Annotated in this window: 28 protein-coding genes; 23 read left to right on the plus strand and 5 right to left on the minus strand. The window is 34.3% G+C overall.

Annotated features, from left to right (window positions below):
* Nucleotides 1-3 precede the first annotated feature (3 nt).
* The 8 genes from walK (at nt 4) to QNJ52_RS05395 (ending at nt 7694) form a co-directional block, all read left to right on the plus strand.
* Nucleotides 4-1842, plus strand: a complete 1839-nt coding sequence (walK, locus tag QNJ52_RS05360) for a cell wall metabolism sensor histidine kinase WalK (protein WP_283722036.1) — start codon at nt 4-6, stop codon at nt 1840-1842.
* Nucleotides 1835-3148 carry a YycH family regulatory protein gene (locus QNJ52_RS05365; RefSeq protein ID WP_283722037.1) on the plus strand — a complete coding sequence of 438 codons (1314 nt, stop codon included), beginning with the start codon at nt 1835-1837 and terminating at the stop codon, nt 3146-3148. The genes walK and QNJ52_RS05365 overlap by 8 nt, the downstream gene beginning before the upstream one ends.
* Nucleotides 3148-3939, plus strand: a complete 792-nt coding sequence (locus QNJ52_RS05370; RefSeq protein WP_283722038.1) for a two-component system regulatory protein YycI — start codon at nt 3148-3150, stop codon at nt 3937-3939. Before QNJ52_RS05365 ends, QNJ52_RS05370 begins: the two co-directional genes overlap by 1 nt.
* 17 nt (nt 3940-3956) lie before the next feature.
* Nucleotides 3957-4748, plus strand: a complete 792-nt coding sequence (locus QNJ52_RS05375; protein WP_219493451.1) for an MBL fold metallo-hydrolase — start codon at nt 3957-3959, stop codon at nt 4746-4748.
* A gap of 259 nt (nt 4749-5007) precedes the next feature.
* Complete coding sequence (gene rlmH / locus QNJ52_RS05380; RefSeq protein ID WP_219493452.1) at nt 5008-5487, plus strand: 23S rRNA (pseudouridine(1915)-N(3))-methyltransferase RlmH; 480 nt, start codon at nt 5008-5010, stop codon at nt 5485-5487.
* Nucleotides 5488-5653: 166 nt separating this feature from the next.
* Entirely contained in the window at nt 5654-6280 is a 627-nt protein-coding gene (locus QNJ52_RS05385; protein WP_283722039.1) for a DUF4004 family protein, read from the plus strand.
* Complete coding sequence (locus tag QNJ52_RS05390; RefSeq protein WP_283722040.1) at nt 6255-6980, plus strand: hypothetical protein; 726 nt, start codon at nt 6255-6257, stop codon at nt 6978-6980. The genes QNJ52_RS05385 and QNJ52_RS05390 overlap by 26 nt, the downstream gene beginning before the upstream one ends.
* Before the next feature lie 129 nt (nt 6981-7109).
* The gene (locus QNJ52_RS05395; protein ID WP_283722041.1) at nt 7110-7694 is read left to right on the plus strand and encodes an NUDIX hydrolase; all 585 of its coding nucleotides are present in this window, start codon (nt 7110-7112) and stop codon (nt 7692-7694) included.
* Between the two features lie 108 nt (nt 7695-7802).
* Here QNJ52_RS05395 and hxlB read toward each other — a convergent pair whose 3' ends face one another.
* Together hxlB and hxlA are read right to left on the minus strand one after the other, a co-directional pair.
* Nucleotides 7803-8351 carry a 6-phospho-3-hexuloisomerase gene (gene hxlB, locus QNJ52_RS05400; RefSeq protein WP_219494790.1) on the minus strand — a complete coding sequence of 183 codons (549 nt, stop codon included), beginning with the start codon at nt 8349-8351 and terminating at the stop codon, nt 7803-7805.
* Nucleotides 8338-8973 (minus strand): 3-hexulose-6-phosphate synthase, encoded by a 636-nt coding sequence (hxlA, locus tag QNJ52_RS05405; RefSeq protein WP_099482777.1) that lies wholly within the window; start codon nt 8971-8973, stop codon nt 8338-8340. The genes hxlB and hxlA overlap by 14 nt, the downstream gene beginning before the upstream one ends.
* Before the next feature lie 102 nt (nt 8974-9075).
* Between hxlA and QNJ52_RS05410 the strand changes: the two genes are divergently transcribed.
* The 9 genes from QNJ52_RS05410 to QNJ52_RS05450 all read left to right on the plus strand — a co-directional run bounded on the left by QNJ52_RS05410 (nt 9076) and on the right by QNJ52_RS05450 (nt 18998).
* A complete protein-coding gene (locus QNJ52_RS05410; RefSeq protein ID WP_012655949.1) occupies nt 9076-9435 on the plus strand; it encodes a winged helix-turn-helix transcriptional regulator in 360 nt (119 codons plus the stop codon).
* 272 nt (nt 9436-9707) lie between these two features.
* Nucleotides 9708-10187: a glycosyl-4,4'-diaponeurosporenoate acyltransferase CrtO family protein gene (locus QNJ52_RS05415; RefSeq protein WP_120786309.1), complete on the plus strand. Its 480-nt coding sequence runs from the start codon at nt 9708-9710 to the stop codon at nt 10185-10187.
* Nucleotides 10188-10207: 20 nt separating this feature from the next.
* Nucleotides 10208-11227, plus strand: a complete 1020-nt coding sequence (fni, locus tag QNJ52_RS05420) for a type 2 isopentenyl-diphosphate Delta-isomerase (RefSeq protein ID WP_283722042.1) — start codon at nt 10208-10210, stop codon at nt 11225-11227.
* Nucleotides 11203-12735, plus strand: a complete 1533-nt coding sequence (locus QNJ52_RS05425) for a phytoene desaturase family protein (protein WP_283722043.1) — start codon at nt 11203-11205, stop codon at nt 12733-12735. The genes fni and QNJ52_RS05425 overlap by 25 nt, the downstream gene beginning before the upstream one ends.
* Nucleotides 12736-12743: 8 nt before the next feature.
* Nucleotides 12744-13607: a phytoene/squalene synthase family protein gene (locus QNJ52_RS05430; RefSeq protein WP_283722044.1), complete on the plus strand. Its 864-nt coding sequence runs from the start codon at nt 12744-12746 to the stop codon at nt 13605-13607.
* 8 nt (nt 13608-13615) lie between these two features.
* Nucleotides 13616-15097 carry a phytoene desaturase family protein gene (locus QNJ52_RS05435; protein WP_283722045.1) on the plus strand — a complete coding sequence of 494 codons (1482 nt, stop codon included), beginning with the start codon at nt 13616-13618 and terminating at the stop codon, nt 15095-15097.
* A complete protein-coding gene (locus QNJ52_RS05440; protein WP_283722046.1) occupies nt 15094-16140 on the plus strand; it encodes a glycosyltransferase family 2 protein in 1047 nt (348 codons plus the stop codon). The genes QNJ52_RS05435 and QNJ52_RS05440 overlap by 4 nt, the downstream gene beginning before the upstream one ends.
* Nucleotides 16141-16303: 163 nt before the next feature.
* A complete protein-coding gene (locus QNJ52_RS05445) occupies nt 16304-16696 on the plus strand; it encodes a hypothetical protein (RefSeq protein ID WP_283722047.1) in 393 nt (130 codons plus the stop codon).
* Nucleotides 16697-16736: 40 nt separating this feature from the next.
* The gene (locus QNJ52_RS05450; protein ID WP_283722048.1) at nt 16737-18998 is read left to right on the plus strand and encodes an ATP-binding cassette domain-containing protein; all 2262 of its coding nucleotides are present in this window, start codon (nt 16737-16739) and stop codon (nt 18996-18998) included.
* Nucleotides 18999-19146: 148 nt separating this feature from the next.
* On the opposite strand, the gene QNJ52_RS05455 is transcribed toward QNJ52_RS05450, so the two are convergent.
* On the minus strand, nt 19147-20475 hold the full coding sequence (locus QNJ52_RS05455) for a sodium-dependent transporter (protein WP_219493459.1): 1329 nt from the start codon (nt 20473-20475) through the stop codon (nt 19147-19149).
* A gap of 153 nt (nt 20476-20628) precedes the next feature.
* On the opposite strand from QNJ52_RS05455, the gene QNJ52_RS05460 reads away from it, so the two are divergent.
* Both QNJ52_RS05460 and QNJ52_RS05465 read left to right on the plus strand, forming a co-directional pair.
* A complete protein-coding gene (locus tag QNJ52_RS05460; RefSeq protein WP_219493460.1) occupies nt 20629-21120 on the plus strand; it encodes a TspO/MBR family protein in 492 nt (163 codons plus the stop codon).
* 126 nt (nt 21121-21246) lie between these two features.
* Complete coding sequence (locus tag QNJ52_RS05465; protein WP_101035576.1) at nt 21247-21600, plus strand: DoxX family protein; 354 nt, start codon at nt 21247-21249, stop codon at nt 21598-21600.
* Nucleotides 21601-21644: 44 nt separating this feature from the next.
* Here the strand turns inward: QNJ52_RS05465 and QNJ52_RS05470 are convergent, their stop codons facing one another.
* Both QNJ52_RS05470 and QNJ52_RS05475 read right to left on the minus strand, forming a co-directional pair.
* Nucleotides 21645-21788 carry a hypothetical protein gene (locus QNJ52_RS05470; protein ID WP_157820802.1) on the minus strand — a complete coding sequence of 48 codons (144 nt, stop codon included), beginning with the start codon at nt 21786-21788 and terminating at the stop codon, nt 21645-21647.
* A 222-nt stretch (nt 21789-22010) separates the two neighbouring features.
* Nucleotides 22011-22361, minus strand: coding sequence for a MerR family transcriptional regulator (locus QNJ52_RS05475; protein ID WP_283722050.1), 351 nt, complete (start codon nt 22359-22361; stop codon nt 22011-22013).
* 76 nt (nt 22362-22437) lie between these two features.
* Here QNJ52_RS05475 and QNJ52_RS05480 point away from each other — a divergent pair, with 76 nt between their 5' ends.
* The 4 genes from QNJ52_RS05480 (at nt 22438) to QNJ52_RS05495 (ending at nt 25494) form a co-directional block, all read left to right on the plus strand.
* Complete coding sequence (locus QNJ52_RS05480; RefSeq protein WP_283722051.1) at nt 22438-23121, plus strand: type 1 glutamine amidotransferase domain-containing protein; 684 nt, start codon at nt 22438-22440, stop codon at nt 23119-23121.
* Nucleotides 23122-23143: 22 nt separating this feature from the next.
* Nucleotides 23144-23809, plus strand: a complete 666-nt coding sequence (locus QNJ52_RS05485) for an SDR family oxidoreductase (protein ID WP_219493465.1) — start codon at nt 23144-23146, stop codon at nt 23807-23809.
* Between the two features lie 3 nt (nt 23810-23812).
* Complete coding sequence (locus tag QNJ52_RS05490; RefSeq protein WP_219493467.1) at nt 23813-24814, plus strand: NADP-dependent oxidoreductase; 1002 nt, start codon at nt 23813-23815, stop codon at nt 24812-24814.
* Between the two features lie 197 nt (nt 24815-25011).
* Nucleotides 25012-25494 (plus strand): pyrimidine dimer DNA glycosylase/endonuclease V, encoded by a 483-nt coding sequence (locus QNJ52_RS05495; RefSeq protein ID WP_219493469.1) that lies wholly within the window; start codon nt 25012-25014, stop codon nt 25492-25494.
* The last annotated feature ends 9 nt before the right edge of the window (nt 25495-25503 follow it).

Consider the following 25503-nt stretch of genomic DNA (forward strand, 5'->3'; position numbering starts at 1 on the left):
AGAATGAAAGCGATCTTTAAAAAACTTCAGTCGTTACATATAAAGCTCGTTGTTATTTACGTCTTATTAATTATTATTGGGATGCAAATTATCGGACTTTATTTTACAAATAATCTCGAAAAAGAGCTTACAAAGAATTTTAAAACAAATATTAATCAGCAAATAAAGTCTATCAACTATGATATTAGGACTGTATATAACGAAAATAAATCTTCGCCAAATAAAATACAAAAAGAAGTCCAGAAAGTTGTAGATGAATATGCATTAAGAACAGAGATAGATACCATTCGTTTTATTAATGATTCCGAAGTTATCCTTGCGACAAGTAACGATACAACTAAAGAAAATATTAACCAGAAGATCAATGATAAACAGATACAAAATTCTTTATCACTTGGGAAAACGAATGATCGTATTAAGCTGCGTGATGATCCTAGCGGTAAGGTGAGGGTCTGGGTAAAGAATTTTCCAATTAAAGATGACAATAAAATCCTTGGTGTTATTCATATTGAAGAATCTATTGAGCCGGTGTATGCGCAGTTGATGAAAATCAATAGCATCTTTATTATCGGTACAGGTCTGTCATTGTTAATTACAATTATTCTTGGGTTCTTTATCGCAAGAACTATTACTAAACCTATTGCAGATATGCGTAATCAAGCGCTAGAGATGTCTAAAGGGAACTACACAAACCGTGTTAAAGTATACGGTAACGATGAAATTGGCGAGCTCGCATTAACTTTTAATAACTTATCTAAGCGTGTGCAAGAAGCGCAGGCGAATACAGAGAGTGAAAAGCGTAGACTTGATTCAGTAATCACGCACATGTCAGATGGGGTTATTGCGACAGATAGACGTGGTCGTGTACGTATTGTTAATGAAATGGCACTAAAGATGCTTGATATGAATAAAGATGATGTAGAAGGACGTCATGTTCTAGACATCCTTGCAATCGAAGCGCATTATTCATTGGATGAACTGCAGGATATTGCAGGTGGTATTATCATCGATATTAATGAAAAAGAAAGGCTTATTGTAAGAGCATCGTTTAGTACCATTATTCAAGATACAGGGTTTATTACGGGTTATATCGCAGTGCTGCATGATGTTACCGAACAACATCACGTTGAGAATGAACGACGTGAGTTCGTTGCGAATGTTTCACATGAATTACGTACACCACTAACAAGTATGCGTAGTTATATTGAAGCATTGGAAGAGGGCGCCTGGAAAGATGAGAATTTAGCACCGCAATTCTTAAGTGTGACGAGAGAAGAAACGGATCGTATGATTCGATTAGTTAATGATCTGCTCCAATTATCTAAGATGGATAATACAGATGATAATTTAAATAAAGAGTTGATTGATTTTAATATGTTTATTCACAAAATTATCAATCGCTTTGAGATGTCAGAAGGAAAGAATGCGACATTCATACGTGATATCCCTAAAAATGGTATATTTGTTGAAATAGAGCCAGATAAGATGACGCAAGTATTTGATAATGTAATTACGAATGCGTTGAAGTACTCTAAAGGAAGAAAGAAAGTTGAATTCCACGTGAAACAAAATACGTTATTCAATCGTATGACAATACAAATTAAAGATAATGGTATCGGTATTCCTTTGAATAAAGTAGATAAAATCTTTGATCGTTTCTTCCGTGTAGATAAAGCACGAACACGTAAAATGGGCGGCACTGGATTAGGTCTCGCAATTAGTAAGGAAATTATCGAAGCCCATAATGGGAGAATCTGGGCTAATAGTAAGGAAGGGTACGGCACTTCGGTGTATATAACGTTACCTTGTGAAGTGCTAGATGACGGTGAATGGGATGTATAAAAGTATATTTAAAGGGCTAACACTTTTCATCCTTGTTTTGATGAGCGTTATATTGACATATAAAATATGGAACTTCAAACCTAATCTTGTGAATGTAGAAAATTCCATTACTAAAAGTTCAACGGCGTTAAGTCCTAAAAATTTAGATAATATTCACAGTGCTTTTTTGCCATATCAAGCGGTAAGTTATGCGAATAATAATATTTATGGGACGACAAACAAAGATATATTGCTGGAATATATTGATAGTCTATCTAATAAGAAAATAACTGCCATAAGTACAAAGCAACTCAATATTAATTATATGCCTAAAGGAATGAAAGAACGATTTCTAATATTAGATTTTGCAAGCGACTTTCCATTGTCTATGTATTTATCGGATATTTTAGATAGTACTTTTAAAGGTGATGTCGATGAAACATTTAATCGCCTCATTGTGGACAGTTATTCAAAAGATAATTTAGTCCTATATGTCATTACTGATCATCAGACAATGGTGGCAATTGAAATGGATGCTTCGAGCAATAATTTTAATGAATTCGTTAAACATAGTGAAAAATCGATGGAATCCTATACAGGAATAATAACAAATGAACAATCGACAGACGAAAAGACAAGTATCTATGTGCCGGAACATCCTTCAGAGACTAAGAGATATAGTTACCTTGCAGATATAATTAGTGTAGATGATATTAATAAAGCAGTGCTTGGTGATAAAAATAGTATTATCGAACGTAAAGATAAAAATGACTCAAAAACATACAACTCTAATACAGGTATTGTGAAAGTAAAAAATAAATCAACGTATAAATTCAATAATTTATCAGAAGTCAATCATGCTAAACCTCGACCGCTTGAACACTTAATCAGCAGTTTCAATTTTATTAGTGAACATGGCGGATTTACTGATGATTATCGTTATTTTGATATAAAATCATCTGATAATGCAATCAGCTATCAAATGTTCTTTAAAGGATATCCAGTATTTCATGAAAATCATCTTAGTGAAATTGATATTGTATGGGGAGATAAAGATGTTTATGAATATAAACGTGGTTTATATTCAACAAGCGTAGCAGTCCCTTCAACAAAAGATATTGCTAAACTTCCTTCTGCTGAAGAGGTCCGTTATAAACTCGCATCAAATCAGGAATATCATTTTGATCAAGTCAGTAATATGATGGTCGGCTTTAACATGGTCTATTCAGATCAGGATACAATTCAATCTACATTATCTTTCGAGCCGGAGTGGTATGTGAAATACAATAATGAGTGGAGATTGTATCAAGATGGGAGGCTCGTATAATGGATTGGAAGCACGCAACGTCATTGTTTATATTTGTATTTCTCATCATTAATATAACATTAGGCTATATATATTATGAGAAAGTACAACGTGCGAATATTGTAGAGGATACGAGCAGTGAAAAATTAGATTTTAAAAAAGAAGGTATTAAATTAACGAAGCTTCCTTCTGCAGAGAATGTAAAGATGAATATCGTATCAGGTAAAAGTGCTGGGTTCACACAAAGCTCTTCTGATTTAGAAAAAAAAAGTGAAGAATTGAGCACAGTGACAAAAGTAGAAATTAAACCGGCAATTAAATTAACATCAATTCAAGAAGATGATATCATAAAAGGTATTAAAAATTATTTACTTACTGAGATTGATAAAGGAAAAGAATATACTTTAAGCGGTATTGATCGCGCTAATAAAAAGTTATATTTCGACCAGATGTATGGAGAATATCCAATATTAAATAATGATAAAGCTCAGATAAAGTTTTCATATAACGAAAAGAATGAAGTAACATCATTTGAACAAACATATTTGAAAGATATCCAAGAAGGATTAGGAAAAAATAATGAAAAGAAAAAAGTAATCCCAGCGATAGAAGCATTAGAGGTACTTTATTATCAAACAAAATTAGAACGCGGCGATGAAGTTATGAGCGTACGTTTAGGATATTATTCCATTGTGCGTGAAGTAAGAGGACAAGTATTAAAGCCGACCTGGCAAGTCGCAGTTCGTAAGGTGGATTCGTCTATTGAAACGTACTATGTAGACGCGGTGAATCCAGAACAACCAATATTGTAATTTAAGTGAGTGATAGAATGATTAATATGTCAGTATTAGCAAGTGGAAGTACAGGAAATGCAGTTTACGTAGAAAGTGAAAAGGGATCACTTTTAGTAGATGCAGGACTAACAGGTAAGAAAATAGAAGGATTATTCGATCAGATTGATCGTAAAGTAGAAAACTTAAACGGGATACTTGTAACACACGAACACATCGACCATATTAAAGGACTCGGCGTATTGGCACGTAAATATCAATTACCAATATACGCGAATGAGAAGACATGGGAAAGAATTGAACATGCAGATAAGAAAATACCGAGTGATCAGAAGTTTATCTTTAATCCATATGAAACAAAATCAATCGCAGGCATGGATATTGAGTCGTTCGGTGTGTCACACGATGCGGTAGATCCGCAATTTTATATCTTCAATAATAATTATAAGAAACTTACAGTTATTACGGATACGGGATACGTATCTGACCGTATGAAAGGTATGATTCACGGAAGTGATTGTTATGTGTTTGAAAGCAATCATGATGTAGATATGCTGCGTATGGGCCGTTACCCATGGAAAACGAAACAGCGTATATTAAGTGATATGGGACATGTTTCCAACGAAGATGCTGCGTATGCAATGCGTGATGTGATTACTGGTAGTACAAAGCGTATATATCTTTCACATCTCTCTCAAGATAATAATATGAAAGATATTGCACGTATGAGCGTACAACAAATATTAAATGCACACGATATTGATACTGAGAATGAAGTGGTGATCTGTGATACAGATAAAGCCGTGGCAACACCAATTTATGAGATTTAAGTATTCACATGTGTATAAGTATAGAAAATTCACAAAATATGTGCATAACTATGTATAACTTTGTGCATAAATAATAAGTTATACACAAAAAAGAAAAGATGTTCGGTAAAACGGGCATCTTTTTTATTTTTATGCATTGTAATTTTACAAAAATTATATGAATAACCTTTAAAATGTGATTATAATAGGATTGTGAAATGTGAATATGTGATTAACTTGTGGATAAGTAGGATAACTTTTATAAAAGGAATGAATAAACATGAAAATAACAATAATAACTGTGGGTAAGTTGAAAGAGAAGTACTGGAAGATGGCTGTAGATGAATATGTAAAAAGACTTGGTGCATATACTAAATTGGAACTCGTTGAGGTAGCTGACGAGAAAGACTCGGATAATATGAGTGAGAAAGATATCGAGATTGCGAAGAAGAAAGAAGCGGAAAGAATATTGAGCAAGGTGAAGGAGGACAGCTTTGTATATACGTTAGAAATTCTTGGCAAGCAGCTCGACTCTGTGCAGTTATCAAAAGAGATGGAGCAAAAGATGAACACCGGTAAAAGTCACTTAACCTTTATCATTGGAGGATCAAACGGTCTGCATCAAAGTGTTATGAATCGCTCTAACTACGCCCTATCATTTAGTAAGATGACATTTCCGCATCAGATGATGAAAGTGATACTGCTGGAGCAAGTGTATCGAGGGTTTAGAATAATTAGGAATGAATCGTATCACAAGTAATGAGGTTTATTTAGAACTGTGCCTAATCACTGAGGTAAAGACATGTCGATTTGATATGTCTTTTTTTATAATTAGTCAGTATTATTCAAAAGAAAATATTATTAATGTTATTTAAATTAGTTAACAGTGTAACAATGTTATGTTACACTGTTTTTGAGGTGATGGTATGGAGGATTTAATATCTAAAAAAGAGTTGCTGAAAGTATGTGATATTAGCTACGGGCAGTTGTATCGCTGGAAACGAAAGAAGCTGATTCCTGAAGATTGGTTTGTAAGAAAGTCTACTTATACAGGCCAAGAAGCATTTTTTCCTAGAAATAAGATGATTGAGCGCATAGAAATGATAAAAACTTTAAAAGATGATCATGCTTTAGATGATTTGTATCAAATTTTTAAAGAAGATTGTGAGGTAATTGAACAAAGAGACTATGATAGTAGTTTGTTTGAAGAACATTATTGGGAAATTGCAGACTCCATTTTTACGAAGCGTAATAGTGTTTCACATAATGAAGGTATGACATTGATGTTTATAGAGCTTGCTTTAAATTCAGGGTATTTTTCAAAAGAAGAAGTACTAGAAAGTGCAGTAATATATCACCAAAACGAGATGAAAGATGTAAATTATTATTTTGTGCGAGCTATGGGTGTGTTCATGCTTATTTGCGCAAAAGAGATAGTAAAAATAAGTGATAACGCAAAGATTATTTATGAATTAGATGATACAAAAATTCAATTAGCTATACAACAAAAATTGAAAAGAGGTAGTCATGATGACAACGAATCTAAATATTAATGCGATGACAACTATAGCTGCGGGAGAATATGATGAAATTAAAGTTACGGGTATAGGTTCAGTAACTGGAGATATTAAAGCTGACTTGATTAAAGTAAGTGGAAAAATGGATGCTGAGGGTGATATTTCAGTTAGAGATTTCAAAGTATCAGGAATGACTAGCATCAAAGGTTCCTTAAAAGCTGATACTATGAAAACAAGTGGCAAGACAAATATTGAGGGAAGTATAGAAGGTAATGACGTCCATGTATCTGGTATGTTAGATGTTGAAGGAAATATTACGGGTGAAAGATTAAAAGTATCTGGTTACTTAACAGTTGAAGGTGATATCGAAGTTGATCATTTTGAATGTAGTGGAAAAATTGAAAGTGATGGTTTGATAAATGCCGAAACGATTAATATTACGCTTGGGAATAATTGTTCAGCACAAGAAATTGGTGGAAAAGAAATTACTATACTAGATGGAAAGGCGACTGAGAATAAAGGTTTATTTGCATCATTGTTTATAGAAAATAAAAGTGGAAAGTTGACTTGTGATTTAATCGAGGGTGATGAAATTCGTCTAGAAAACGTGCTATGTGATGTAGTAAGAGGAAAGAATATTATCATTGGTAAAGGTTGTATTATAGAAAAAGTTGAATATACAAATACAATAGAGGTTATTGAAAATGCGATTATCAATGAGCAGATAAAAATATAAATGAAGAAAGTCACTTCTCGAAATTTGAGAAATGATTATTATTATAATCTAATAGATTAAAGTACATTAATTTATTTAGTAATAAAATAATTGATGAATTATATCAGTTCGGGGTAAGGGTGGATATTAATGAGTGAGTTATTAAATGTTTATTATAAAAATAGAAAATTAAAAGGTGTTGATAGTAGACAGAAAGTACATCAACAAGGCGAGTGGCATGAAACGTTTCAATGTATATTTATACAAGGTGGCAATATATTTCTTCAAAAAAGAAGTTCTAATGTGAAAGATTATAAAGGTATGATTGATGTAACAGTTGGAGGACACCTATTGAATGATGAAACAGTTGATAATGGTACGCGTGAAATCGAAGAGGAGATGGGTATTCAAGTAGGTTTTGAAAGTTTAAGTTTTTTATGTACACTTCCTGAGGAGATGACTTCAGATAATATAATCGATAGAGAATTTATTAATATATATACTCTAGAGGTGTCAGAAGAGGATGTAAATAGTATTCACCACGACACAGAAGTAGACTATTTATTAAAGATAAACTTGGAAGACTTCTATAATTTCTGTATAAATAACACTGAGAATTGTAAAGGATACACAGTTATTAGCGATGAAGAGATCACTTTCACTAAAAGTGATTTCTTACCTTACAGCAATGCATACTTTATGTGTATTGGTGCGTTGTTATACAATAAAAAGTAAGTGAGAATGATATCCTTAAAGTTATCATAAAGTGATGTGATTTTTCTTAACAATAAAACACCTCTCTATAATTATAGAGAGATGTTTTAATATTATTTCAAATTATTATTACTCTAAGTTTGCATGATTATTCTGCATTGTTTCTTCATCAACATTTAGGGATTCTTGAATCGTTAACACGATACTGTCTAAATAGATTTGACTGCTTTGCTCAAAGAGACTCCCTAAAGGTTGTTTTGAACCTTCTGCATCGTATTTTGTACCAGCAGGTAATACGATGGTTAAGTCTGCAATATCAGCAATTGGTGATTCGTCTTTTGTTGATAATAATAATACATATGCTTCATTATCTTTCGCTGTTTGTGCGAGCAATTTTAAATGAGCTGTAGATCCTGAACCTGATGCTATAACAAAGACATCATTTTTCTGGATTGATGGTGTAGTTGTTTCACCCACGACATAAGCTTTTTTGCCTAATTGATTTAATCTCATGGCAAAGCTCTTAATGACAAGACCTGAACGGCCTTTACCAGCTACAAATATTGATGATGCATCCATAAGATCTTTTGAAAATTTCTCTGATTCTGCTACATCAACATTTGACAATGTCTGCTTTATTTCATTTAAAATTAATTCAAAGTGATTATGCATGTGCATCAACGATTTCACGACATTTTTTAGCAGCAGCTTTTGGATCATCAGCATTTGCGATACCGCCACCTACGATAATTAGGTCAGGTTTTTCGGCTGCTACTGTTTCGATTGTATCAGGTTTAATACCTCCAGCTACAGCTACTTTAGAATTTGAAATCACTGATTTCACAGTACGTAAACTTTCTAAAGGTGATACACCTTCAGCTTGTAAATCATATCCAGTGTGAACTGCGATATAATCAGCACCCATTTTATCTAATTCAGCTGCGCGCTGTTCTAAATTTTGAACTGCGATCATATCAACTAATAGTTCTTTACCGTGTTTGTGTGCTTCTTCAATAGCGCTTTTAATTGAAGCATCTTCAGCCACTCCTAAGATTGTTACGATATCAGCACCAAACTTTATCGCTTGGCTTACTTCATAGCCTGCAGCATCCATAATTTTTAAGTCTGCTAATACTTGTGTGTTATTAACTGATTTACTCATATGTTCAACGGCAGATAGCCCTTCGTTTATAACAATAGGTGTTCCAATTTCTACGATATCAATATATTCTTCTACTTCTTGAGCTAGCTTTGCTGCCTCTACTTGATCTAATAAATCGATTGCTAATTGTAATTTCATAATAATTTCCCCTCTCTATCTTTTATGTACCCATTATGGTATTATTTAAACAAAAAAACAATACTGACATTTTAGTCACTATAAATAAATGGAGGGTTTAAATTGTTAATTGAATATAATAATAAAGAATTTTATACATCGAAAGATTTGGCGTTATCTGTAATTGGAGGTAGATGGAAAATTGCAATCATCTATCATCTTTTGCATGAGGACAGATTAAGATTAAGTGAGTTACAAAATAAACTTCCTGATATCAATCAGCGTATGTTAATCAGACAACTTCGCGAGCTGGAACAAGACAAAATCATTGAAAGAACAGTGTACCCAGTAGTGCCTCCTAAGGTAGATTACAAATTGACAGAAATAGGGTTGAAACTTGATGGAGTAGTTTTTTCGATTTGTAATTGGGGAGATGAGTTTTTGCAGGTGATTAAAGGTGATAATCATAATAAGATAACATAGTGCTGCGTCGTTTAAAGATTTCTCGGAATTATAGTATAACTGGATAGGCATTAGGTATATGCTGAGTTACTTGTTGAAAGCGACACTACTAACTCTATAGCTATTGTGCGTAAGAATATCGGTGCTAGTATAAAAATATATTAATATTATATATAATACCTTGCTGTATAATTTTACAGTGATAAAATTAAAATAACAGTCGGTAACGGGATAGTGGTTACCGGCTACGGGCCCAGCTGCGTGACAGCTGGTTTTTTTGTAAAGGAGGACATATGAGGTCTATTAAATTAATCGTTAAAAATAGTATTGTTTGGCTAAGTGCTCACCTTATTATCGCCTCATTATCGGCACGAATATCAGATGACTTTTTTCATCGAAACAGCAGATTATTTAAGTCGTTTGAATTTGAGCGTTCCGGAGAAATATGGAATCATTTATTTAAAGTTAAGCAATGGAAAGTATATTTACCAGACGGTGCTTCACTTATGAAAAGAAATTATAATAAAAAGACATTACCTGATTTTAATATGAACACGTTAAGCAAGTTTATTATAGAAATGCGACGTGCAGAGTTCACACATTGGATATCAATATTGCCTGCGCCTTTATTTTTCTTGTTTAATCCACGTTTTGCAGCATGGATCAATGTCATCTATGCAGTTTGTAGTAATTTTCCATTTATCATAACGCAGCGATATAATAGACCGAAAATGGAGAGACTCTATTATTACAAGCAACTAAAGCACAAATAACGTTAAGAAAGGAAGATTAAGTGGATAAACGAACTGCGAGAAAGGATGAGCATATTCAATTAGCGCTGGACCATCCTAGTGTATCTCAGTCTGATTTTGATTCTATTAAACTGATTCATCAATCACTGCCACAATGTGATGTTAAGGATATTAATTTAGAAACGCAAATTCAAGGTATTAAACTCGCAACACCGATTTATATCAATGCGATGACAGGTGGGAGTATGCGGGCAGGAGAAATTAATAAGAAGCTTGCAATAGTTGCACGTGAAACAAATACCGCAATAGCTGTAGGGTCAACACATGCTGCTTTGAAAGATAGTACTTTAGCTCAAACTTACGCTATTGTTCGAGAAATCTATAAAGGGCCTTTGTTCAGTAATGTTGGGGCCGATGTATCGTTAGAATTTGCTAAAAGGGCCGTAGATTTATTGCAAGCAGATGCGCTGCAGATTCATGTTAATGCACCACAAGAACTTGTTATGCCAGAAGGAAATAGAACTTTCAGCAGATGGCTTGAAAATATTGAAGCTATTGTTACATCTATAGGTGTGCCTGTCATCGTTAAAGAAGTAGGGTTTGGAATGAGTCGTGAGACGATGCTGGAGCTTAAAGCAGCCGGTGTAAAAACTATAGATGTGAGTGGTAGTGGAGGCACAAATTTTATCTATATTGAGAATGAAAGAAGAACGATGAAAGAATTTGACTATTTGAAGGATTGGGGTCAGTCTACTGCTATCTCACTTATAGAAAGTCAGAATATAGCACTAGAAACTTTAGCTAGTGGCGGCATTAGAAACCCCCTAGATATATTAAAGTGCCTTGTACTTGGTGCACAAGCTGTAGGGTTATCGAGACCTATATTACTTAAATTGCAAGAGAGTGGTATAGAAGCAACCATAGAGTATATAGATTATCTTAATGAGCAGCTTATACTACTGAGCACCATGGTTGGAAAGACAAGTATTCAAGACCTGAAGACTGTCCAATATGTGCTTCAAAAGGATGTGTGGGCATGGCATCAGCAAAGAAAGGGATAGGGAGTGACCATATGAAAAGAGTTATCGTTATAGGCGCAGGGGTTGCAGGGCTTGCAAGCGCAATACGTTTGCAACACGAGGGATACGAAGTTGAAATCTATGAAAAAGAGCATTTGCCTGGAGGGAAAATGCATCAAATCGAAAAGGAGGGTTTCTTTTTTGATGTAGGTCCGACGATTGTAATGATGCCCGAGTTGTATCGTGAAGTCTTTGAACTTGCAGGTAGAAATCCAGACGATTATATACCGATGCAGAAGCTCAATCCCATGTTCTCGGGATTTTTTAACAATGGCAGTGAAAAGATTGATGTTTCCAATGATCTAGTAGAACTCATGCAGCTCTTTGAGATGTCGAGCGAAAAAGACGCTGAAGGATTTTTAAGGTACATCAGTGATTTGTACAGCCGTTTCAATATTGCTAAGAACTATTTTTTGCAAAGATCTTTCAGAACTAAGAAAGACTTCTACAACCTTAATATGATTAATCAAGGTTTAAAGTTAAGAACGCTTGGCAATGCAGAGAGCACGATGAACAAATATATAAAAAATAAGCGACTCAGAGATATGATCAGCTTTCAGACACTGTACATCGGTATCTCACCTTCTAAGAGTCCATCATTATATACAATTATTCCTATGATTGAATTTTTGTATGGTATTTGGTTCATTAAAGGCGGTATGCATACGATGGCAACAGCGATGGAACGTCTATTCAAAGAACTAGGAGGTAAAATTCATTATGGTAAAGCAGTGGAAGAAATCAAGATAGAAGATGGCATCGCTAAAGGAATTATAGTGGATGATGAATTGATACCTTCTGATTATATTATGTGTAACGCTGATTTTCCATATGCTATGAAGTCACTTGTGACATCAAAAGAATCAAAAGGTAAGTATACTGATGAGAAGATAGATAAACTAGACTACTCATGTTCATGCTTTGTCCTCTATCTCGGTGTTGACCGTAAATATCACGAGATTGATAATATTCACAACTTTATTTTCTCTGAGGACTTAGATGACAACATCAAACAAATCTTTGATGGTCGTAAGGTAGAAGACCCTTCAATCTATATGTATATCGCTTCTAAAATCGATCCATCACTTGCACCTCCGGGTAAAGACGGGTTATACGTGCTGATGCCAGTATCAGAACTTTCTACTGCCCAATATGAATGGAACGACGCAACAAGGTCATTTTATAAAGAGAAAATTCTAGACAAACTTGAAAAATTGCCTGGCATGAATAATATCAGAGATGAAATTATCACTGAAATGATGATGACACCAGCTGAGTTCAAGAAAAACTTTAATGCTTATAATGGTGCGACATTCGGCTTACAACCTACACTATTTCAAAGTAATCATCTTCGTCCTCAAAGTAAAGCGACACACTGTGAGAATTTATACTTTACTGGTAGTAGTACGCATCCAGGAGCAGGTGTACCAATCGTACTGTTATCATCTAAGATTGCTGTAGGTGAATTGATATTAGATGATCGAAAGTAGGTGAAGTTATGAGTACAATCGATAAAGATTACCAATACTGCGAGGCTATTATTAAACATCATTCAAAATCTTTCTATTATGGTTTCAAGCAGCTTCCTGAGACTGATGCAAAGGCGGTCTATGCAGTCTATGCTTTTTGTCGCATAGCCGATGACATGGTGGATCAGAAAGGATCAGTTCAATATAGAAAAGCAGAGCTCGATAGGCTGAGCAATCAATTTACACAGTTTGAGCAAGACGTGATAATCGACCAGCCGATGTGGCGTGCACTAGATGATGTTCGTCATCGGTATCCTCTTGAAATTTCTGCGTTTAAGATGCAACTAGCAGGGCAGCAGATGGACTTGGTGTATACACAACCTAAAACAATGGCGGACTTAGAGCATTACAGTCGATATGTTGCAGGTTCAGTGGGGAGAATGTTGTTACCCATCCTATCTGAAGATGTTACTTTGGAATTGAAGCAAAATGCAGAAAAATTGGGTATTGCTATGCAAATTACTAATATATTGAGAGATATTGGAGAAGACTTTAAAGTTCATCAACGTATCTATCTCCCAGTACAGATAATGCGTCAATGGAACTATACACAACAGGAACTTGAATCTCATAAAGTCAATACTGCATTTGTGGGGATGTGGGAGACTCTTGCACAATACGCAGAAAGATTGTATGACGAATTTTGTCACTCTATTACGCATTATAAACAAGAGGCGAGGATGCCGTTATTACTTTCTATGTTAGTGTACAAAGAGATATTAAATGAGGTTAGAAGAAATGACTATGACTGCTTTACAAAAAGAAATCATGTCTCTCTTCTAGATAAATATCGATTGAAGAAAGAAGCTATTTCATATCTGAAAAGAAAGTGAGGAAGGACATGAATAATAAAAATATTGTGGTGATAGGTGGTGGGCTTGGAGGCTTATCTGCTGCAATTACCTTAAGACAAGCTGGATTTAATGTGTCCTTATATGAGAAGAACAATCATTTAGGTGGAAAATTGAATCGTCTCACGCAGGATGGATTTGGTTTTGACCTTGGCCCATCTATCCTTACGATGCCCTATATTTTTGAAAACTTATTCAAGGGTAGTAAAAAGCGTATGGAAGATTATGTAGATATCGTTGAGCTGCCCTTGCAATGGAGGTGCTTCTTTCCATCAGGTCACATCTATGATCTGTATAGAGACCTTCAAGAGATGCAAGAGAATAATCAGTATCTAACAGCACAGGATATAGAGGAGTACAGAAATTTTCTGGCCTACGCAGGACGTATCCACGAGCTGACAAAGGATAGTTACTTTGAGCGTGGAATAGATACGAAGCTAAAGCTCGTCAAATATCATGGGCCAGTTAAGGCACTTAAAGGTTTTGATTATTTCAGTACGATGCAACAGGCAATTAACCGCTATATTTCTAATGAAGAATTTAGAGATATGATTGGGTATTTCATCAAGTATGTTGGCTCTTCTTCCTACGATGCTCCTGCTGTACTTAATATGATGAGCCATATGCAGCATGAGCAAGGAGAGTGGTATGTTCCTGGTGGTATGCATCTATTAGCAGATGCAATTGTGAAGCTTGCAGAGGAGATAGGTGTGCATCTTTATACAGATAGCGAAATTGTAAGTTTAGAAACCGAAGACAAACGAATCGTAGCGATGCAATTAGAGAATGGAAAACGCGTAACAGCAGATTACTTTGTATCTAATATGGAAGTGATTCCTTTGTATGAAAAATTAGTGGACCCTCCTCGCAATTTAGATGCACTGAAGAAAAAGTTTGAACCTGCAAGTTCAGGTCTGGTTTTACACATTGGTGTAAATAAGGAGTACCCTCAGCTACAGCATCACAATTTCTTCTTTTCTAATGATTCGAAGAAAAATTTTGAGCATGTTTTTCATGAGAAAAAGCTGCCAGTGGACCCTACAATTTATGTTGTAAATACCAATAAAACAGATAAAGCACAAGCACCAAAAGGGCACGAAAATATTAAAATCTTGCCGCATATCCCTTATATACAAGACAATCCATTCACAGAAAGCGCGTATCAGGAGCTAAGACAGAATGTACTTGTAAAACTTGAGAATATGGGACTTAAGGATTTACGTCGTCATATTGTGACAGAGGATATGTGGACACCACATGATATTGAAGAGACTTATCTCTCGCATCGTGGTGCAATTTATGGCACATTATCTGATCGCAAGAGTAATAATGGATTTAAGCATAGAAAACATAGTGAACATTATGATAATCTCTATTTTGTCGGTGGCACGGTCAATCCTGGAGGTGGTATGCCGATGGTTACGCTTAGTGGACAGCAGGTAGGGAGAATGATTAAGGAACAAGAACGATGATTATTTTATGGGTATCATTAAGTATTCTATCTGGATTACTATTGTTTGTTCGTAGGCCCTTAGTTAATGCACAGCCTATAGCGAATCGCAAAATTAGTGTGATTATACCCGCCCGAAATGAAGCGCATAATTTACAGAAATTGCTTCATTCATTTGATTTATCAGATGTATATGAATGTATCGTAGTAGATGATGGTTCAACTGATCATACTGCTCAAATCGCACAATCTTTAGGTGCTAAAGTCATTCGTACAGATGATCATTCGGATTGGAGAGGGAAATCAGCGGCTTGTTATAAAGGTGCTGAAGCGGCTGATGGAGAAATTCTTCTCTTTATAGATGCTGATACATGGTTCTATGACAAAAAATCAATTCAACGTATTGCTGGTACGTACAAAGAAGGGTTGATGTCCATACAACCCTATCATGAAATGAAACAATGGTATGAACAAGGGTCATTGTATTTTAATCTCCTTACAGTATTAGGACTGAATGCTACCTCCGTCTTTAAAGGTCAAGAAGGCGTATTCGGACCGTGTGTGATATGTAGTAAGGAGGATTACTTTATAACGGATGGGCACCGTGCAGCTGCCGGTCAACTGATTGAAGGTTTTGGTCTAGGTGCAGCATTTAAGGCACATCATCTTAATCTGTATAATTATATTGGGAAAAATATAATTCACTTTCGTATGTATCCTAAAGGATTAGGTGCGATGACGAGCGGTTGGATGAAGCATTTTGCTGCAGGTTCTGCTGGAACGGATAAGCGTGTATTAGCACTTATTATATGCTGGATTTCAGGCGCATTTTTACCGCTATTAATCTTCATCTATCCTACACAATACACAATAATTTTGATTGTTTATATGTTATATAGTTTATTGCTTTACAGGATGTCCTGTATCGTAGGAAGTTTTAAGCTGCTCACTGCAATGTGCTACCCAGTTGTACTTGTATATTTCGTATATGTATTTTTGAAATCAATTGTAGCAATCTATATAAGAAAAGAAGTAAAATGGAAAGATCGTAATATAAAACTATAAAAATCACTACCTTTCGTAGTGATTTTTTATGGTCTAAAAGAATCTTTAATCTTGATTATCTAGTTATTGAAGATTGGATTTATACAAGAGCTAACTGTTGAAATACCACATATAAGTACTAGAAAGATTAAAAGTAGATTACTATTATGATAGGAGTTTTGCTATGTTATTTAAAGGGATAGTTTCAGGATTAGCATTATACATTCTATTAGTGGCACTAGATATCCTATTTAAGACGAATACCGAGCGATTGCTATTGAATATCGATTTTATAACGGGTCAAGCGACCTCGCCGTTTTTACTGGAGGTCACATTACATCTGCTCGTAAGTATTATATTATATTTTAGTTTATCGCGATTGTTTCGTTATAAGGGTTTGTATATTGCAGCTTATATCGTTTTATTTGTAGTATTTATTGGATTATTCTTTATACTGTCATACCTATCACTAACAATTCATTATGACTTGACTATAAAGCTGATGTTTGTATGGTTATTAGGTCATACCTTCTATTTATTCATAGTTCATCTAATGATTAAGCATGCTTATAGTTAGAGTGAAATAGGGTATATTAACAGAAGTGAGGAGTGATTCAATGAAACCGATAAAGATTATTGGAGCAAAGCAGAATAATTTAAAAGATATATCACTGGAGATACCGAAACACCAGCTGACTGTCTTTACAGGGCGTTCGGGTTCTGGGAAGTCATCGCTAGTATTTAATACGATTGCCGCGGAGAGTGAGCGACTATTGAATGAAACATATAGTACTTATATACAGAACCAACTCAACCATTATGATAAGCCTGTTGTCGACCGTATTGAGAATTTGCCTGTATCAATGGTCATTGGACAAGATAGAATTGGTGGGAATTCAAGATCAACTGTAGGAACAATTTCAGATATCTATTCTGGTGTGAGATTATTGTGGTCACGTATTGGACAGCCATTTGTAGGATATTCTATGGACTTTTCTTTTAACAATACGAATGGCATGTGCAAAACGTGTGATGGATTAGGTTATGTAGAAGATATTGACTTAAATGAGTTATTACATTTCGATCGTTCATTAAATGAAGATGCGATCAAATTCCCCTCTTTTGCTCCAAATACTTGGCGTGGTAAACGGTATTTAAATACGGGATTATTTGACAATGATAAGAAATTGAAAGACTATTCTAAAGAAGAGATGGATACACTTTTGTATCAAGAACCTATTAAATTAAAAAATCCTCCATCAAACTGGCCGAAGACGGCTAAATATGAAGGGTTAATTTATCGATTTAGAAGATCTTTTCTAATCAACGATACATTTGAAAAGAAGAAGTTTATTAAAGACGTAAATCGTATCGTCACAAAACAAGTGTGCCCAGATTGCGAAGGTAAACGTCTGAATGACAAGATATTAAGTTGCAAAATAGATGGATTAAATATTGCTGAATTTTGTGATCTAACAGTAGATGATGAGATTAAGTTTTTGAATAAAGTTAATGATGATAAAGCACAGTATATTATTGAACCGTTAGTCAAACAATTAGAAGCATTAAAACGAATTGGTTTAGGTTATTTGACATTAAGTCGAGAAACGACAACTTTATCAGGGGGAGAGTCTCAAAGGATCAAATTGATTCGTCATTTAAATAGTCCGCTTACGGATTTAGTCTATATTATTGATGAACCGAGTATTGGTCTACATCCTGAAGATATAGAAAATATTAATCAAATCATGCTTTCAATTCGCGATAAAGGTAATACAGTGCTTGTTGTTGAGCATGATCCTGATGTAATTAAGATTGCGGATTATTGTGTTGATATAGGTCCGGGAAGTGGTAAGCGTGGAGGAGAGATTATATTTACTGGGAAATATAATGAATTACTTAAGAGTAATAGTCCAACAGGTAAGGCGCTATCACAACCACATGCTTTTAAAGAGGAAGTAAGGGTATCAAATGATTATATAGCACTAAAAAATATTACGAAGAATAACTTAAAAGATGTATCGGTTAATATTCCTGAACATGTGTTAACTGCTGTAACCGGTGTTGCAGGTTCAGGTAAAAGTACGTTAATACAAACAGGACTTCGCGAAAGAGAAGATGTAGTTTATATCGATCAGAAACCTGTACATGCGACGAATCGTTCAAATCTACTGACCTACCTTGATATCTTTGATGATATTAGAGGATACTATAGCAAAGAGACAGGTCTTAAAAAAGGGATGTTCAGCTACAACTCAGAAGGTGCATGTCCAAACTGCAGTGGAAAAGGCGTAATAAAAACGGAGCTTGCATTTATGTCTGACTTTGTTCAACAATGTGAAGTATGTCATGGTAAACGTTATCGACCAGAAGTATTGGAAGCAAAAGTAAAAGGATACTCTATCGCAGACATGCTTGAGCTTTCTGTAGAAGAAGCAATCGATTTCTTTCAGATAGACAACGTTAATCAAGTGTTGAAGAGTGTAAAGCGTACAGGACTTGACTATATGACCTTAGGACAGTCATTAGATACTTTATCAGGTGGGGAGAGTCAGCGAGTAAAACTTAGTCGATATATTAACGATGGTGTGAAAGATAAGATATTTATCTTTGATGAACCTACGACAGGTTTACATGAAGCAGATATAGATAATTTAAAACGCATCTTTGATTATTTAATTGATGAAGATAATACGGTGATTGTGATAGAACATAATTTGACAATGATGACTTATGCAGATTGGATTATAGACATTGGACCTCGTGCAGGATTAGGCGGAGGTAAAGTACTCTATAGTGGGGTGCCGAAGGAAATTGTCCATGAAGAAACATCATTAACTGGCAAACATTTATTGAAATATATTGATGATAGCAATTAAAGCATATTGCACATAGACAGTAAATTTAAGATATAAAACAGGCATTGTATAAATAATACAATGCCTGTTTATTTTTTTATATTTTAAGCGTTTCTTATTATTCCTCAATCTAGTTGTCATTAAAACACATGAATATAGCACTATGAGATTAAATTAACTGTGTTACAAACACAATTATAATGACAATAGGCAGAATATATTTTATTAAGGTATACCATAAGGTAAATAATTTGCTGTGTTGATTATCACGCATAAATATAGAGAATAATAATTGTTTGTTTAGTACAAATCCACAAAATAACGTTGTAAATAATACACCAAGCGGCATCATAATATTTGATACTAGAAAGTCCATATTATCAAATATTGTTCCTGCACCAAACGTAAAATCTTTATAAATACCAAATGATAAAGCAGGAAAAATACTTGTGATAAATACAGCTAAACTCAGCAGTAATGCATATTTTTTGCGCTTATTTTCATTATTTTTAATTAAGTTAGAAAGATTCAGTTCTAATAGTGAAATAGAAGATGTCAAAGCAGCAAATAAAAAGAGTATTAAAAATAACATATAGAAGCCAAAACCGAAAGTCATTTTTTCAAACAATTTTGGTAATACTAAAAATAATAATCCAGGACCTGCTTCTACTTCAATATTTAATGCGCTTGCAGCTGGGAAAATTGCGAGACCAGCAAGAATAGAAATTAGTAAGTTCATTATTACAATCCATAATGCAGACCGAATAACGTTTGTATCATCTTTAGTGTAAGATGCATAAGTAATCATACCGGTTGTTCCGAGTGATAAAGCAAAGAAAGACTGACCCATAGCATAAAGAGTACCTTCTATAGATAAATCCTCAAATCTGGGAATTAAAAAATATTTTAGTCCTTCGATAGCTCCTTCTAACATCAGTGCACGTCCGACAATAATTAAAAATAATAAAAATAATAATGGCATCATTATTTTTGAAGCTCTCTCTATACCATTTTGAATACCGAAAGATACGATCACTTCTGTGAGCATTATAAATAGCAATGCACCGAGAATAGATAATAAAGGATTGGCGATCATTTGCTCAAAATAATCTAATTGAAGTTCAAAGATATTCAAAATAATCCCTAAATAGTAGCCTATAAATAAAATAATCCATCCACCGATAACGCTGTAGAATGCGTATAAAATGAAAGCAGCAATATTTCCCCAAAGACCAATTAAGTTCATGAATTTTGAACCTGATAGTTTGCTAAAGATTGTTAATGAAAAAGTCTTGCCGGCATGCCCAATATAAAATTCAACGATAAGTAATGGAAGTCCAATTAATAAAGTGAACAAAATGAATTGAATTAAAAATGCTCCGCCACCGTATTGTCCTGCTATGTAAGGAAACTTCCAAATGGCACCAAGGCCGATTGCTGATCCTGCACTTGCAAGGATAAATCCAAGAGAAGAATTCCAATGTTTATTTTTGTGCATAATTACACCCCTTCGTTTTAACGCTGTAAAGTGACATTGTATCAAATATCCTTTTTTACTGCAATATAGTATTAATGAAAGGTGAATGCTTCTTTCGGTGTTTCATTATTTATATCCTTAATTTTGGGTATAAGTATTATAGAGGTGAACAAAATGATAAATACTAAGAAAATAACTAGAACACTTATACCACTCGCTGGAGGTTTAATCGTTGGAAGGCTAACAGCTAAGGCGCAAGATGATTATAAACATTATAGAAAACCACCATTTTCACCACCTGCAATTGCTTTTCCAATTATTTGGCCAATATTATATACGTCAATGGGTGTGGCGTATCAAAGAGCAATGGCTAACGCTAAAAATGAGACTGAAAGCAGTGAACTTAAGCGTGCGCATTATACCCAGCTTGGCTTGAATTATGTATGGTCTATGTTATATTTTAATCTAAAATTCAGAAAAGCATCATTACTAGAAAGTTATGCATTATTAGCTGCAGGGAGTATTACTGCTACGAAATTTTATAAGATGGACAGAACTGCAGGACATTTGATGGTTCCTTATGTTATGTGGTTGAGTTATGCGAGTTATTTAAACGGGGGCAACTGGATTTTAAATAAGGATAAAGAAGGTTACTCTAGAGACTAACAATGAAAATATATAATATGCAATTATTTGAAGGAGATATAATATCCGAGTATATTTGTATATTGCCTTGCTCAAAAGAAGTATAGTAGAGTGGTAACGAATGTTGATAAGATAAAGGAGGAAACTATGAAATTTATTATTAGAATGATTCTTGGCACATTGTTTACAACAGCAGGAGTGTTACATTTTTTGCGTGAACCAAATTTCACGAAGATTATTCCTTCGTATATTCCATTAAAGAAAGAAATCACCTATATTACAGGTATTATGGAAGTGATGATGGGGATATATTTATGTTTGAAACGCCCAAGTGTTAGCGCGAAGAAATGGATCAACCGCTTCTTGCTGGCAGTATTTCCTGCAAATGTCTACATGGCGAGAAAGCAACTCTCGCTTGGTGACAAGCAGCTGTCTCAGTCTGCATTGTATGGCAGATTACCATTACAGTTTGTATTGATGAAATTGATAAAGTGGTTGTAGTAATATATTCAATAAAGGATAGCCGAAGTAAATATAAGCGTTGGCTATCCTTTATTATTACGTTGTAATTCAATTAGTTGTTTATTTTGTTTAACGATTTCATCCGTATTCCTTCTGATTTTATAGATATCCATAAATGATAAGAAAAACATGATCATTATTATAATTACAATAATAGTATTCCCCATTTAGTCCAACACCTTTCTTTTGGTATATTATACCATAATAAGGAATCGCTGAATAAATTATACTCTTTTGATCATATTATTGTTTAATGTAATCAGACATTAACGATATCATTAGAAATAATCAAGAAATTGATTTAATATATCAAATAAATATTAGGTAAATTATTTTTAAGCAGAGTAGATGTTATTTAAAGCAACGCATATTGAGGAGCGAACTAAAGATTATAAAGGAGCAGTTTCTTTTTGTAGTTCGGTTTCGATTATATCGATATGGGAACTGATAAGATTTTTTTGCTCATTTAGAAACTCAAGATGCGCTTTTAATATCGTTTCAACATCTATTTTATTTTCATATAGCATATTTGTATTTGTCTGAATATCTTTTAATGGCATATTTAAGTTGCTTAAACACTTAATAAATTTGATCATTTCAATATCATCTTTTGTATACAATCTTTTGTTATTACTGTCTCTTTCTATATATTTCAATATGTCTTTCTTTTCATAGTAACGTAACTTACTTTTAGGTATATCACAGTATTCTGCAACATGTTCTATATAATATTTTTCCATATGAGCATATCCCTTCTCTTAAACCAAGGTTTAACTGATATCGTATATATATAAACATTATAGAGGAGAAAATACAATGAAAAAGGCATTGATTGTTGTAACAAATATTGCGAAGTATGAAACTATAGAGAGAGCTACAGGAGCATGGTTTTCAGAAGTAACGCATTTTGCTAAGGATTTCTATGATGCAGGATATGAAATAGATTTTGTTAGCCCTAATGGAGGATATGTTCCTTTAGATCCAGTAAGTTTAAATGCTGAAATGATGTCTGAGGAAGACTGGGCATACTATACGAATCACGAGTATATGAATAAGTTTGGAAATTCATTATCGCCGTCAGAGATTAAAGCTGAAGATTATCAAGCAATCTATTTTGCTGGAGGGCATGGTGTCATATGGGATTTAAGAGATAATAAGCAGTTGAATGATATTGCATTAAGTATTTATAATAATAATGGGGTTTTATCATCAGTATGTCATGGTGCAGTTGGTTTACTTAATATTGAGCAAGATGGAGAATTTATTGTAAAAGGTAAATCAGTAACTGGATTTACAAATAGTGAAGAATCTGCAAATGGAACTATTGAGCATATGCCTTATTTATTGGAAGATGAATTTGTGAATATTGGTGCTAACTTTAAAAAGGAAGCAGACTGGAGTGCTTATGCAGTAGTAGATGGTCACGTCGTTACTGGACAAAATCCGCAGTCTGGCCATGCAGTTGCAGAGAAAGTATTAGCGATATTAGATAATCAATAATAAAATTTTAGGAGTGATGAAAATGAAATCTTTAATCATTGGAGCAAATGGTGGCGTTGGTAAACATCTCGTACGTAAATTGAATGAACGTAATATTGACTTTACTGCCGGTGTTAGAAAAGAAGAACAAGTAGAAGCTTTGAAGTCTGAAGGTATGGATGCAATATATGTTGATGTTGAAAAACAATCGATAGAGGAATTAGCAGCACTATTTAAATCATATGACCAAATTTTATTTTCTGTGGGCTCTGGTGGCAATACTGGTGCTGATATGACGATCATCGTGGACTTAGACGGTGCAGTAAAAGCGATAAAGGCAAGTGAAATTGCAGGAGACAAACATTTTATTATGGTATCAACTTATGACTCACGTAGAGAAGCTTTCGATGCATCAGGAGATTTAAAACCATATACAATAGCAAAACATTATGCTGATGAATATTTAAGAAGTACTCAATTAAAATATACGATTGTTCATCCAGGTGCATTAACCGATGATACAGCTATAGGTTTATTCGATATTAGTAGTCAGTTTACAGATGTTAAACACCCGTCGATTACAAGAGAAGATGTTGCAGAAGCCTTAGTTTCAGTACTAACAGATACTAGACTCAAAGGTCGAGAGTTCCAGATAATCAATGGTGAATTAAATCTAGATGATGCAGTCATCAAATACTTGGGGGAATAATGAATGAATAATGAACAAATTGTACTTGCTAAACGTCCTGAAGGACTACCACAAGCTGATGTATTTCGATATGAACCGATTGAGATAACAGCGCCTGAAGAGGGTGAAGTTCAAGTAGAATCTATCTATATCTCAGTTGATCCTTATATGAGAGGACGAATGAATGATACAAAGAGCTATGTTCAACCTTATGAAATCGATGCCCCGATTCATGGACATATCGTCGGAAAAATTATTCAGTCAAAGCATGCACAATATAAAAGTGGAGATTATATAACAGGGATATTACCTTGGAAGAAAGTGAATACGATTAGTGCAGACAAAGTAACCAAAGTTGCTTCTGAATCTGTACCTTTGTACTTATACTTAAGTGTATTAGGTATGCCTGGTATGACGGCGTATACAGGACTATTGCAAATAGGAAAGCCACAAGAAGGTGAAACCGTAGTGGTTTCTGCAGCTTCAGGTGCTGTGGGTTCAGTTGTGGGACAAATTGCCAAGATTAAAGGTGCACGAGTTGTGGGTATTGCAGGTGGGGAAAAGAAGACCTCATATTTAAAGGATGTGCTAGGTTTTGATGCTGTAATAGATTATAAAAGAGATGATTTCACGCAGCAGCTAAAATCTGCGGTACCAGACGGTATAGATGTGTATTTTGAAAATGTTGGTGGAGAAGTGTCAGACGAGGTTTTCAAATATTTAAATAAATTTGCTAGAATTCCTGTATGCGGTGCAATTTCAACGTACAATAGTAAAGAAGATATCGGACCAAGAATCCAAGGTACGTTAGTAAAAAGTCAGGCACTTATGCAAGGCTTTGTAGTAGCGCAGTTTGCTGAACACTTTAAAGAAGCGAGTGAACAATTAGCGCAATGGGTAGCAGAAGGTAAGGTTAAATCAGAAGTAACGATTGATGAAGGATTTGATCAGCTGCCATCAGCCTTCAGAAAGCTATTTACAGGAGAAAACTTTGGGAAACAAATTGTCAAGGTGGCAGAAGAATAAAGGAAAGACATGAGAATATTAATATCGAAATTATGCTCAGTACAAAGTATGTGCGTTAATCATGTAAAGATTACAGCAATTACTTTAACTGAATATATGGACTTATCGTTTTGTGGCTATCATCCACAAAACGATTTTTTTATGGATTTGATACAAATAAGGTATGATAAAGTAAATAAAAATTAAGGAGTATTATTATGCAGATCTTTAGAGTACATCCAGAGCATGAAATAAGTGCACGATATTTAGATAATAGACGGTTATCAAAGCAAGTGCTTGAACTATATCAAATTATTAGAGTGTGTCTCGCAGAGATGAAACTTATTGAAGGAAACACCAGATACTTGCATCATCCAATAGTAAAGCATGTCTATAATGAAGGACAGCCATATATTATGGACACGTTTAAAATGCTTGAAGCAATGGATAAAGAGCATCTAAGAAGAGGTGGCAAACGTTCTCAAAACTTTAGGGAAGACTTGAAGGTTTTAGAAAACCAGATAGTGCAGTATGAAACTAAGTTTAGTCCATCACCACTACCGCCGATTTACGTATATGGTGATGATAAATTATATGGTGATGAAGTATATGAAGCTTATAAACGACTCCTTGAATTAAAATGGGAGAACGATACAATTGCACCTAGATGTAATATTATACAATATAAAAGGAAAAAGTAAATATACTTT

It is taken from the genome of Macrococcus sp. S115 (genome assembly GCF_030067655.1).
Lineage (GTDB): Bacteria > Bacillota > Bacilli > Staphylococcales > Staphylococcaceae > Macrococcoides > Macrococcoides psychrotolerans.

Bases quoted from the DNA above. Each gene is read 5' to 3' on its own strand.
- QNJ52_RS05365 (WP_283722037.1), top strand. From the start codon at position 1,835: ATGTATAAAAGTATATTTAAAGGGCTAACACTTTTCATCCTTGTTTTG.
- QNJ52_RS05390 (WP_283722040.1), top strand. From the start codon at position 6,255: ATGATGACAACGAATCTAAATATTAATGCGATGACAACTATAGCTGCG.
- walK (WP_283722036.1), top strand. From the start codon at position 4: ATGAAAGCGATCTTTAAAAAACTTCAGTCGTTACATATAAAGCTCGTT.
- QNJ52_RS05445 (WP_283722047.1), top strand. From the start codon at position 16,304: ATGTTATTTAAAGGGATAGTTTCAGGATTAGCATTATACATTCTATTA.
- hxlA (WP_099482777.1), bottom strand. From the start codon at position 8,973: ATGAAATTACAATTAGCAATCGATTTATTAGATCAAGTAGAGGCAGCA.
- QNJ52_RS05435 (WP_283722045.1), top strand. From the start codon at position 13,616: ATGAATAATAAAAATATTGTGGTGATAGGTGGTGGGCTTGGAGGCTTA.
- QNJ52_RS05385 (WP_283722039.1), top strand. From the start codon at position 5,654: ATGGAGGATTTAATATCTAAAAAAGAGTTGCTGAAAGTATGTGATATT.
- QNJ52_RS05485 (WP_219493465.1), top strand. From the start codon at position 23,144: ATGAAATCTTTAATCATTGGAGCAAATGGTGGCGTTGGTAAACATCTC.
- QNJ52_RS05425 (WP_283722043.1), top strand. From the start codon at position 11,203: ATGGCATCAGCAAAGAAAGGGATAGGGAGTGACCATATGAAAAGAGTT.
- QNJ52_RS05495 (WP_219493469.1), top strand. From the start codon at position 25,012: ATGCAGATCTTTAGAGTACATCCAGAGCATGAAATAAGTGCACGATAT.
- rlmH (WP_219493452.1), top strand. From the start codon at position 5,008: ATGAAAATAACAATAATAACTGTGGGTAAGTTGAAAGAGAAGTACTGG.
- QNJ52_RS05490 (WP_219493467.1), top strand. From the start codon at position 23,813: ATGAATAATGAACAAATTGTACTTGCTAAACGTCCTGAAGGACTACCA.
- QNJ52_RS05440 (WP_283722046.1), top strand. From the start codon at position 15,094: ATGATTATTTTATGGGTATCATTAAGTATTCTATCTGGATTACTATTG.
- QNJ52_RS05475 (WP_283722050.1), bottom strand. From the start codon at position 22,361: ATGGAAAAATATTATATAGAACATGTTGCAGAATACTGTGATATACCT.
- QNJ52_RS05480 (WP_283722051.1), top strand. From the start codon at position 22,438: ATGAAAAAGGCATTGATTGTTGTAACAAATATTGCGAAGTATGAAACT.
- QNJ52_RS05460 (WP_219493460.1), top strand. From the start codon at position 20,629: ATGATAAATACTAAGAAAATAACTAGAACACTTATACCACTCGCTGGA.
- QNJ52_RS05430 (WP_283722044.1), top strand. From the start codon at position 12,744: ATGAGTACAATCGATAAAGATTACCAATACTGCGAGGCTATTATTAAA.
- hxlB (WP_219494790.1), bottom strand. From the start codon at position 8,351: ATGCACATGCATAATCACTTTGAATTAATTTTAAATGAAATAAAGCAG.
- QNJ52_RS05415 (WP_120786309.1), top strand. From the start codon at position 9,708: ATGAGGTCTATTAAATTAATCGTTAAAAATAGTATTGTTTGGCTAAGT.
- QNJ52_RS05370 (WP_283722038.1), top strand. From the start codon at position 3,148: ATGGATTGGAAGCACGCAACGTCATTGTTTATATTTGTATTTCTCATC.
- QNJ52_RS05465 (WP_101035576.1), top strand. From the start codon at position 21,247: ATGAAATTTATTATTAGAATGATTCTTGGCACATTGTTTACAACAGCA.
- QNJ52_RS05375 (WP_219493451.1), top strand. From the start codon at position 3,957: ATGATTAATATGTCAGTATTAGCAAGTGGAAGTACAGGAAATGCAGTT.
- QNJ52_RS05455 (WP_219493459.1), bottom strand. From the start codon at position 20,475: ATGCACAAAAATAAACATTGGAATTCTTCTCTTGGATTTATCCTTGCA.
- QNJ52_RS05470 (WP_157820802.1), bottom strand. From the start codon at position 21,788: ATGGGGAATACTATTATTGTAATTATAATAATGATCATGTTTTTCTTA.
- QNJ52_RS05450 (WP_283722048.1), top strand. From the start codon at position 16,737: ATGAAACCGATAAAGATTATTGGAGCAAAGCAGAATAATTTAAAAGAT.
- QNJ52_RS05395 (WP_283722041.1), top strand. From the start codon at position 7,110: ATGAGTGAGTTATTAAATGTTTATTATAAAAATAGAAAATTAAAAGGT.